Raw genomic sequence first — 9,907 nt, forward strand, 5'->3', positions numbered from 1 at the left:
TGACCGCGCCTCGCTCGCGCCCTTGCGCGACCGCTACGATGCCGTGAACATCAAGCTCGACAAGACCGGCGGCCTCACCGAGGCGCTGGCCATGGCCGATGCCGCGCAGGCGCTCGGCTTCGAGATCATGATCGGTTGCATGGTGGCGACCTCGCTGTCGATGGCCCCAGCCATGCTGGTGACGCCGCAGGCCCGCTTCGTCGACCTCGACGGCCCCCTGCTGCTGGCACGCGACCGCGACCATGGCCTGCGCTACGACGGCAGCTTGGTCTATCCGCCCGACGCTTCGCTCTGGGGCTGAGCCTTGAGCCGATGCCGCGCCGACCAGATCAGGATGGCGCCGGCCGCGGCCATCGCGGCCATGACGTAATAGACGCCGTCGCCGATGCGGGCGTAGATCGCGCCTGTTGCGATCGACGTCGCCGCGCCGAGCAATCCGTTGCAGGCAGCGTAATAGCCCTGCCCGCGCGCGATCTGATGCGAGGGTACCCGCTGCACCAGCAGGTTCATGGTGCCGAGAATGGTCATGCCGAAGCTGAAGCCGTGGCCGAGCTGGGCGATCGCGAGCAGCGCGAGCGGCGGCTCGCTGGCGGTGATGATCCAGCGCAACACGGCGGTCAGGCCGCCGATCGCCATCAGCGTGGACGGATGCAGCGAGAAGCGCGGCGACAGCGCGAACACCACGATCTCGGCGATTACGCCCAGCGTCCACAGCGCCGCGATGGTCACCCCACTGAGGCCCTGGAGCTGCCAGTTGATGGCCGAGAAGGTGTAGAACGCGATGTGGCTGCTCTGGATCAACGCCGCCGCTGCGATCACGGCCCAGAAGCCGGCATCGCGCAGCAAGGCCTTGCCGACATGCGTCTGTGGCGGCCTCCGCCCGAGATCGTCGAGCGGCTGCAGCAGCAGGCTGGCGAGAACCGCAACGACGGCCCAGGCCACGATGACCCAGATCAGGTCGCGCGGAGCAATGACGTCCACGAGATAGCCGCAGGCGAGCGAGCCGGCTGCAAACGCCGCCGACCCCCACAGCCGCAGGGGCCCGTAGTTGAGCCCGTAACGGGCGACGCCGCGCAGCGCATAGGCGTCGGTCAGCGGCATCGTCGGCGTCCACATCATGCAGGTCAGCGCGTAGATCAGGAACAGCGCCAGCGGCTGCTGCTGCAGGCCGACGGCCGAAAATCCGACAGCCGTCGCCAGCACCGACAGCATGATGGCGGCGCGAATGGCATGTCGCTTCTCGGCGAAGGCCGTGACTTGCGGCAGCGTGGTGAAGCGGGTGATCGCCGGCAGAGCGTTGATGATGCCGATCCAGGCTGCGTCCACGCCGATCGCCTTCAGCCAGACCGGGAAGAACGGCATATGCGTGCCCAGAACGGCGAAGAAGGCCGAATAGAACACGGCGAGGTTCACCGCGAATCGCCGCTTCTGCGCTGCAGTGATGGGGATTTGTGATTCGGACTGCATCAAACCAATTGCGATTCGGTCGATATCGTGGTGATCGTTACAATAACGCGCGGTGATTTGCGCGACGAGATCGCCATGGCCAACGAAGCATTTGCCCTTTCGCCGATGTCTGCCCGCGCGGCCGAGCCGAACGAGCAGGATTACGACGCGATCCGCGAAGCCTTCATGGAGACCGCGCGGGGCCGCTGGTTCCTCGGCGAATACGCCAAGCGCAACCGCAACGCCGACACGCGCATGGTGCTGGACGCGGTCGCCAGGATCGAAGAAACCCTTGCGGCGCAGCGACAACCGGTCGTCGAGGACCGCCTGCCCGAAGCCCTCGTCGAGATCAGCCGCGCCATCCGCGAGGCCGAGGCGATCGCGCTGGCGGCGTTCGATCCGGCCGCGATCGAGGCGAGCCTCGCGCCAATTCCGCGCGGGGTGCGCATCATCAAGGAAATCTCCTGGCGCTGGCGCGAGATCGGCGCCGACGGGCGAATCTGCGACCTCATTGATTCGCAGCTCGCCTCGATCGAGGCCGCCTGCGGCCAGGCCCAAGCTATCGATCCCCGCGTCGAGCTCAGGATCGCATTCGATCTGCTCAAGGACCGGGTCGACCAGACCGACGGCGGCGGGGCGCCGCAGGCGGCGCCCGCGTCTCCGGTGCAGGAGGCGGCTTCACCCTTTGCTCCCGTCGAGCACGCGCCTGCGGCGATGGCGAGCGAGGCACCCGTGGCTTTTACGGAGGTGCGCGAAGAGATCTCAGAAGCTCCGGAACGCGATGCCGCCGTCGAAGCAAGCACCGTCGCTGAAACCGACGCCATGGCGGAGCGGGCGATGGACGCGGCTGCCGCACAGGAGATCGCGGCCGAAAGCCACATCCCTGCCGAAAGCGCGCCGCTCGAAACCGTCGCGCCTGATGATGCCGGGCTAGAAACCGTCGCGTTCGAAGAGCCGGCCACTCAGCCGGAGGCCTTGCCCGAAGTAAGCGAGCAGCTCTCGCTCGACGCCGCTGCCGAGGCCGAGGATGAAGCCATCCTCGACGCGATCGCGCTGGAGATGGCCGCACCCGATCCGGAGTTCGACGAGATCATCGTGCAGGCCGAGATGGAAGCGGCGGTTCCGGAGCCGATGGTTACGGAAGCCCCAGCGTCCGTCGCTGCCGAGCTACCGGAGCCGATCGCGCCTCAGCCGGTCGTCGTGCCCGTAATGGAAGAGCCCGCCGACGCGCCGATCGCAATGGACTCCCTGGCGCGACTCACCGACGCCATTGCGGAAGCCGCCGCCGAAGTGATGGAGCAGCAGGCCCCGGCGATGGCGGCCGCAGCATCATCGGCGGCCCCGACCGCAACGCTGCCGATGCCCTCGCCCCTGCCCGCCTCCATGTCCGACGCCTCGCTCGGCGCCACCATCCTCGCCAGCGGCATCCTGCAAAAACCGCGCGCCCCGGCCAACGACCCGCTCGCCCCGATCCGCCGCATGACCCAGGCCGAGAAGATCGCGTTCTTCTCGTGAGGAGGCGCTGCGTACTCACTTTCGTGTCCCGGACAAGCGAAGCGTAGATCCGGGACCCAAAGCCACGCCCTCGGCCGCAAAACTGGGCCCCGGCTCAGCAGCGCACCGCTTAAGAAGCGCTGCGCTGCGTCCGGGGCACGAGATCGTTGAGGCGCACACTCCCACCTTCCCGTCCTTGCGAGCGCAGCGAAGCAATCCAGAATCCCTCCGCGGAAAGACTCCGAATTGCTTCGCCGCGCTCGCAATGACAGCAGGCGCCGTCAGCTACTCCTCACCCGCAATTCCACACCGCACCGATCGGCGTGCGCGTCCAGCACGGGCCATAGCTGCCACCGTTGTAGCGGCCGCCGTTGAATCCGGGACGGCCGAAATAGTGCCACTCGCCGTCCCAGCGATAATATTGCGGAACCGGGTCGATGTACCAATGGCGCCGGTCGGCGCGCGACAGGCGCCGCATCGCGTCCTTCTGCTTGTAGAGCGGGATGCTGTTGCTGAGCGGCTGCCGATAGCCCGGCAGGAAGCCATAGCCTTTCCAGACCGGCTTGGGACGCTTTTGCGCGGCCTCGACGGGCGCGACGGCCGGCAGCAGCGACAGGATGATAGCAACGAATAGACACACAAGGCGAGACATGGGTCGACCATAGACAGGCAGATACGAGAAGGCCACTCAAATTCCGGTGCAAGGCGTTTCGTCCCGACAAACGCCCACAAGGCTAACCGATCTTTTCGCGCACATGCGCTTCGACGCGGTCCAGCACATGATCGAGCGAACTCTCGGCCGTATCGAGCACCAGGTGCTCCCGATCCCACGGCTCGTAAGTCCGGCTCACGACGTCATCCCAGGTTGGAACCTTGTGACCGTCAATGTCGGGCAGCCGGTTTTCCACGCGCTGCCGATGCAACGCCGGTTCGCTGCAAATCACTTCAATCTCGACGATGCATGCGCCCGTCCGCAAGGCAGTCTGCCGCCACGCGGCGCGGCTTGCCAGCACGGGATTGACGCAGTCCGCGATGACGCTGCGCCCGAGCTTGAGGTTTTCGGCGGCGAGCGCGTTGGCAACGGCATAGCCGGCTGCGCCGACGATGAAACCTGCGTCCCTCAATGCCTGCTCGATTGCATCGATCCGAAGATACGTCGCCGCCAGCCTCGCGGTGAGTCCGCGAGCGATCGTCGTCTTGCCGGTACCCGGAAGGCCGCCGAACACGATGAGTGAGGATGGATGCTTCATGATATTCCTAGCTGATCACGCCCTTGCGGATCAGGAAGCAGCCATAGCCCCTGCTATCGCCAACCTGCACCACACCGAAGCTCGCTGCAGCCGCACGATAGAAATCCGAGCGCGAGAGCTTGCCGGGCGCGACGGCGAGCCCGGCGGCGCGCACGATCTCGGCCAGCACCGCATGCTGCACCTCGGGCACGCGGTCGGGATCGTCCACAGGCATCATCACGCGCACCGGATCGGGATCAAAATCGTCGAGCGGATAGACCGACATGATGGCGCGGATGGCGACCTCCATGCTCATGCCTGGCAGCTGGATCAGGCGCTGCGACGATGTGCTTTGCGCGATACGCGCCGCCGGATGGTTGGCGTCGACGACCGCGAGGTCGTCGCCGTGGCCCATGGAGGCGAGCAGCCAGAGCAGATCGGGCGTGAGGATGGGATCGATCGATTTCAGCATGTGGCGGAAGGTCCTCTCATCGATCGTTCACCATAGCAGGTTCCCGGCGTGATTCAGATCACGTCCACCGTCATGGTGACAGGGATCACGGTATTCAAACTCGAACGCAGCCAGGCTTGCTCGCAACCAATCTCGCATCGAGATCAGTGCCAGAGGAGCACGCCATGTTCCGCCTAAAGCCTTTCCTGATGACGGCAAGCCTGCTTGGAAGCCTGTTCGGCTTTACCTGCGGGCCCGTTTCCGCGCAGGTCGCGCCGGTCCAGCCTGCCCCCACTGCGCTGCAAGGCCCGGAGCAGCGGGTGGCGCTGGTGATCGGCAATGCCAACTACCGGAACGCGCCGCAACTGGCGAACCCCGACGACGACGCGCAGTCGATCGCGCAGTTCCTGAACTCTGCGGGCTTCGAAGTGGTCGCCGCCACCGATTTGACCCAGGACGACATGCTCCGCGTCGTGCAGGACTTTTCCGCCAAGGTCGCCTCGCGCGGTCCGAACACGGTGGCGATGGTCTATTACGCCGGCCATGGCGTGCAGCTCGCCGGCGAGAACTATCTCGTTCCCGTCGACGCCAAGGTGTCCAGCCCGACCGAGCTCGTCAACAATTCGGTGCGCCTGGTTGACGTGATGTCGACGCTGGAGACGATCCCGAGCCGCATGCGCATCGTCATTCTCGATGCCTGCCGCAACAATCCGTTCCCCGAGGTCAACGACGCCGGCCGCGGCCTTGCCATCGTCGACGCGCCGAACGGCTCGATCGTCGGCTACTCGACCGCTCCGGGCACTGAGGCGCTCGACGGCACCGATGGTCACAGCCCCTACACGCAGGCCTTCCTGAAGGTCGCGCGCGAGCCCAACGTGCCGATCGAGCAGCTGTTCAAGCGTGTGCGCCTGCAGGTCAACCAGACCACCAGCGGCGCGCAGATCCCGTGGGAGAGCTCCTCGCTGACTTCAGACTTCACCTTCTTCGGCGACACCGCCGTTGCCGCCAACCGTGCGCCGGTGAAGGCGCCCGTGGTGCAGGTGGCCTCCAACCTGCCGAGCCGGTCGACGCGCCAAGCCTATGACTACGTCGTGTCCGAGGGCCGTCCGGAGTACTATCAGGAGTTCATCCGGATGTATCCGCACGACCCGCTGTGCGACCACGTCCGCTGGCTACTCAACAACATCCTGATCTCGCAGGCCTGGCACAAGGCGGTGCTCGCCAACTCGCCGGTCGCGTACAAGAGCTTCTATGACAGCTACGGCAACAGCCCCTATGCGCAGGTCGCGCTGAAGCTACAGGCGCAGCCGAAGCAGATCCCCTTGATGCAGGCGACCAAGTTCCTGGCGCCGCAGACCATTGCCCCGACCATCAAGATTGGCAGTCTCGGCCAGCCCAAGTACATGCCGCTGCTGCAGCAGGGTAATGGCGCGCAGGTGAATGGTAATTTGCCGGTTGTGCAGAAACCGCTCGACGGCAAGGTGATCGGCAAGCTTGGCAATGGCGGCCAGATCGTCAATCTGCCGACCGGCAACAACAACCAGCCGAACCAGCCGTCGCAGACGCCGGGCAAGATCGTCACCCTGCCGGCGCCGACCAATACCACCAACAACGCTGGCGGCTCCGGCAAGATCGTGACCTTGCCTGCCACCAACACCACTCCGAATGGCGGCAACGCCAGGCCGAGCAAGATCGTGAGCATGCCGGTGAACGTCGGCAAGGGCGGTTCGACTGTCGACGTGAAGACCGTTCAGACGCAGAACCATCCCATCCGCGTCAACAACGGCAACACCGGCATCGTCAAGCTCAACAACAACCCGGTGAACAAGGTGCAGATGCAGAACAACGCGCCGAACCACCGGCCGCAGCTCAACACGGTGCCGAGCCGCATGGTCAACAGCAACACCAACTTCCGGCAGTCGATGAACCAAGCCCCCAGCATGAACAATGGCGGCAATCGCCGCGGCGGCTTCATGCGGTGATTGCGATGAGTCGCAAGACGAGGGGCAGAGCGTGACCGCTCTGCCCCGTCTTCATGTTTTTGTCATTCCGGGATGCGCCGCAAGGCGCAGGCCCGGAATCCATCGGGCGGCAGAGTTGGTGGATGAATGGATTCCGGGCTCTCGCTTCGCGAGCCCCGGAATGACAGCTACGCCACCAACTCCGCGAACAATTCTGCATCGACATTGCCGCCGGACAGCACGATGACGACGTTCTTCCCCGTCACATCGAGGCGTCCCGCGAGCAGCGCGGCAAGGCCCACCGCGCCGCCGGGCTCGACCACCAGCTTCAGCTCGCGATAGGCGAAGGCGACGGCCGCGCCGACTTCCTTGTCCGACGCCGTGACTCCACGCGCGAGCAGCTTGCTGTTGATCGCAAAGGTCATCTCGCCGGGGATCAGCGCCATCAGCGCATCGCAGATGGTGCGGCCCGCCGGTGCGTGCGGCTCACGATGGCCAGCCGTCAATGACAGGCCGTGGTCGTCGAAGGCTTCGGGCTCGGCCACCACGATTTCGGCGCGCGGATAGCGCGCCTTGATCGCGGTCGCGACGCCCGCGATCAGGCCGCCGCCGGAGGCCGGGGCCACCACGATATCAGGGGCAAGACCGAGCATCGCCATGTCTTCCGCGATCTCGCGGCCTGCGGTGCCCTGCCCCGCGATCACGAAGGGATCGTCATAGGGCTTGACCAGCGTCGCGCCCCGTTTCTCGGCGATGCCGCGCGAGATCGCCTCGCGGTCGTCGCGGTCGCGGTCGTACAGCACGACCTCGGCGCCGTAGGACTTGGTGCGCTCGCGCTTGGACAGCGGCGCATCCGCGGGCATCACGATGGTGGCCTGCATGTCGAGGATCTTTGCCGCCGCCGCCACGCCCTGGGCATGGTTGCCGGAGGAGAACGCGACGACGCCGCCGGCGCGCTTGTCCTGCGGGATCGAGAACACCTTGTTGAAGGCGCCGCGGAACTTGAACGAGCCGGTGCGCTGGAGCATCTCGGGCTTCAGGAAGACTTTCGCACCGACGCGCTCGTTGAGCACGGGAAAGGACAACAGCGGGGTGCGGATGGCGTAGGGCGCGATCACGCGCGCTGCCGCGTCGATATCGGCGGGGCCGATCGGGAGGAGCTGTTCGGTCATGGCTGATGTTATCGCGGCCGATGAGGGCCGGGCAAGACACCTCCGCGAGAGGATCCTCCCGCTCAGGCCACCCGGAGTGGCTGTTCCGCCCCGATACGGCCGGGCAGCACCGCGCCGACCGCCGAAATGCTGTCGATGAAGACGCGCGCCGAGGCCTCCCAGGTACAATTCGCGGCGAATTCAACACAGTCCTGACGGCTGATGTCGAGTGCGGCGAAGCAGGCATTGCGCAGATCGTGATCGAGTGCGCCCACCGGCGCGCCGCCGATCACGTCGCGCGGGCCCTTCACCGGGAAGGCCGCTACCGGCAGCCCGCTGGCGAGCGCCTCCAGCAGGACCAGGCCGAAAGTGTCGGTCTTGCTGGGGAACACGAACACGTCGGCCGCCGCATAGATGTCCGCCAGTTCCTCGCCGTGCTTCTCGCCGAGGAAGATCGCATCGGGATAGGCCTCTTCCAGCGAGGCGCGCGCGGGGCCGTCGCCGACGACCACCTTGGTGCCGGGCAGATCGAGCGCGAGGAACGCCTCGAGATTCTTCTCCACCGCGACCCGGCCGACCGACAGGAACACCGGTGCGGGCAGGCAGAGATCGATCACGCGAGGATGGAACAGGGCCGTATCCACGCCGCGCGGCCACAGAACGACATTGTCGAAACCGCGCTCGGTGAGTTCGCGCGCAAGCGCAGGCGTCGCCGCCATCACGGCGCGGCTGGGGCTATGGAAGCGGCGCAGCGCCCGCCAGATCAGCGAGCCCGGTACCGGCACGCGGGCACGGACATATTCGGGGAAGCGGGTATGAAAGCTGGTCGTGAACGGCAGCCTGCGCTGGCGGCAATAGCGGCGCACCATCAGGCCGATCGGCCCTTCCGTCGCAATGTGGATGCTGTCGGGACCTGCTTCCTCGATCAGCCTGGCAATGCGCGCCGGGCGCGGCATGGCGAGCCGCACGTCGCGATAGCTCGGCATCGCAAAGGTGCGGAACGATTGCGGCGTCAGGAACGTGAATTCGACGCCGAATCCCTTGGCGGCGTCGGCGAGCTTGGTCAGCGTCCGAACCACACCGTTGACTTGCGGGTGCCAGGCGTCGGTCGCGACCAGGATGCGCATCAGGCGGCCCCCATCACGCGGCTCGCGCCGCGACCTGCGGGACCGCCGCCGGCTTCTGCAAATGATCCGCCCACGTGATGATCTCGAAATGACCGTCGTCGTGCTCGACCAGCGCCGTGCAGCTCTCGACCCAATCGCCGCAATTCATGTAGCGGATGCCGCCCTCGTCGCGGATCACGGCGTAATGGATGTGGCCGCAGATCACGCCGTCGGCGTCGTGACGGCGCGCCTCGGCAGCGAGCGCCTGCTCGAACGCGCCGATATAGTTGACGGCGTTCTTGACCTTCTGCTTGGCCCATTGCGACAGCGACCAATAGGGCACGCCGAACAGGCGGCGGAAGAAGTTGACCAGGCGGTTCATCTGAATCGCGAAGTCGTACGCCTTGTCGCCGAGATGGGCGAGCCAGCGCGCGTTCTGCACCACGAGATCGAAGATGTCGCCGTGGATGACGAGATAGCGCTTGCCGTCCGCGCCGGCGTGAACCGTGTTCTCGACCACGTCGATGCCGCCGAAATGCGTGCCGTAATAGTTGCGCAGGAACTCGTCGTGATTGCCGGGGATGTAGATGATCTTGGCGCCCTTGCGGGCCTTGCGCAGCAACTTCTGGACGAGGTCGTTGTGCGATTGCGGCCAGTGCCAGCTCGATTTCAGCGCCCAGCCATCGACGATGTCGCCGACCAGATAGATGGTCTCGGCGTCGTGGTAGCGCAGGAAGTCGAGCAGAAGATCGGCTTGAGAACCGCGGGCTCCGAGATGAACGTCGGAGATGAACAACGTGCGAAAGCGCCGCTCAGGGCTCTCGTCACTCACATCGTAACTTCCCATGCGCCAGCCTGTAACAATGTCCCGTGACAGGGGGATGACCAACCCTTGAGGCGCCCTCAGATACGAATCAAACCTCGCCTCGCCCTCCCCGCGAATATCAGTCGCATGCGACAATCAGGCGACATGGGGTCGCAGGGGTGCGCGAGACCCCGGAGCCAGAGATGAACTCTTACCCTCCCCTGGAGGGGGAGGGTCGATCGCGCGCAGCGCGAGCGGGGTGGG

At 65.8% G+C, this 9,907-nt stretch carries 10 protein-coding genes; 3 read left to right on the forward strand and 7 right to left on the reverse strand.

Annotated features, from left to right (window positions below; all coding sequences use genetic code 11):
* The coding region (locus JHD07_RS22920; RefSeq protein WP_366865039.1) for an enolase C-terminal domain-like protein at positions 1-301 on the forward strand (301 nt) is incomplete at its 5' end.
* Here JHD07_RS22920 and JHD07_RS22925 read toward each other — a convergent pair.
* Positions 271-1,467: a major facilitator superfamily domain-containing protein 6 gene (locus tag JHD07_RS22925; RefSeq protein WP_291626145.1), complete on the reverse strand. Its 1,197-nt coding sequence runs from the start codon at positions 1,465-1,467 to the stop codon at positions 271-273. The two genes, JHD07_RS22920 and JHD07_RS22925, sit on opposite strands and share 31 nt — an antisense overlap.
* A gap of 75 nt (positions 1,468-1,542) precedes the next feature.
* On the opposite strand from JHD07_RS22925, the gene JHD07_RS22930 reads away from it, so the two are divergent.
* Positions 1,543-2,961 carry a hypothetical protein gene (locus JHD07_RS22930; protein WP_291626147.1) on the forward strand — a complete coding sequence of 473 codons (1,419 nt, stop codon included), beginning with the start codon at positions 1,543-1,545 and terminating at the stop codon, positions 2,959-2,961.
* Between the two features lie 271 nt (positions 2,962-3,232).
* Here JHD07_RS22930 and JHD07_RS22935 read toward each other — a convergent pair whose 3' ends face one another.
* From JHD07_RS22935 to JHD07_RS22945, 3 genes are all read right to left on the reverse strand, one after another.
* Positions 3,233-3,592 (reverse strand): hypothetical protein, encoded by a 360-nt coding sequence (locus JHD07_RS22935; protein ID WP_291626149.1) that lies wholly within the window; start codon positions 3,590-3,592, stop codon positions 3,233-3,235.
* Positions 3,593-3,674: 82 nt separating this feature from the next.
* Entirely contained in the window at positions 3,675-4,166 is a 492-nt protein-coding gene (locus JHD07_RS22940; protein WP_291626151.1) for an AAA family ATPase, read from the reverse strand.
* 31 nt (positions 4,167-4,197) lie between these two features.
* On the reverse strand, positions 4,198-4,641 hold the full coding sequence (locus JHD07_RS22945; RefSeq protein WP_291626153.1) for an RbsD/FucU domain-containing protein: 444 nt from the start codon (positions 4,639-4,641) through the stop codon (positions 4,198-4,200).
* Between the two features lie 164 nt (positions 4,642-4,805).
* Between JHD07_RS22945 and JHD07_RS22950 the strand changes: the two genes are divergently transcribed.
* Positions 4,806-6,602, forward strand: coding sequence for a caspase family protein (locus JHD07_RS22950; protein WP_291626155.1), 1,797 nt, complete (start codon positions 4,806-4,808; stop codon positions 6,600-6,602).
* 167 nt (positions 6,603-6,769) lie between these two features.
* Here the strand turns inward: JHD07_RS22950 and JHD07_RS22955 are convergent, their stop codons facing one another.
* The 3 genes from JHD07_RS22955 to JHD07_RS22965 all read right to left on the reverse strand — a co-directional run bounded on the left by JHD07_RS22955 (position 6,770) and on the right by JHD07_RS22965 (position 9,685).
* The gene (locus tag JHD07_RS22955) at positions 6,770-7,753 is read right to left on the reverse strand and encodes a threonine/serine dehydratase (RefSeq protein WP_291626157.1); all 984 of its coding nucleotides are present in this window, start codon (positions 7,751-7,753) and stop codon (positions 6,770-6,772) included.
* 62 nt (positions 7,754-7,815) lie between these two features.
* Entirely contained in the window at positions 7,816-8,859 is a 1,044-nt protein-coding gene (locus JHD07_RS22960) for a glycosyltransferase family 1 protein (protein WP_291626159.1), read from the reverse strand.
* A gap of 13 nt (positions 8,860-8,872) precedes the next feature.
* The gene (locus JHD07_RS22965; RefSeq protein WP_291626161.1) at positions 8,873-9,685 is read right to left on the reverse strand and encodes a UDP-2,3-diacylglucosamine diphosphatase; all 813 of its coding nucleotides are present in this window, start codon (positions 9,683-9,685) and stop codon (positions 8,873-8,875) included.
* Positions 9,686-9,907 lie beyond the last annotated feature (222 nt).

Origin of the sequence: Bradyrhizobium sp., from assembly GCF_016462955.1 — a bacterium.
In the GTDB taxonomy this organism is placed as follows: domain Bacteria; phylum Pseudomonadota; class Alphaproteobacteria; order Rhizobiales; family Xanthobacteraceae; genus Bradyrhizobium.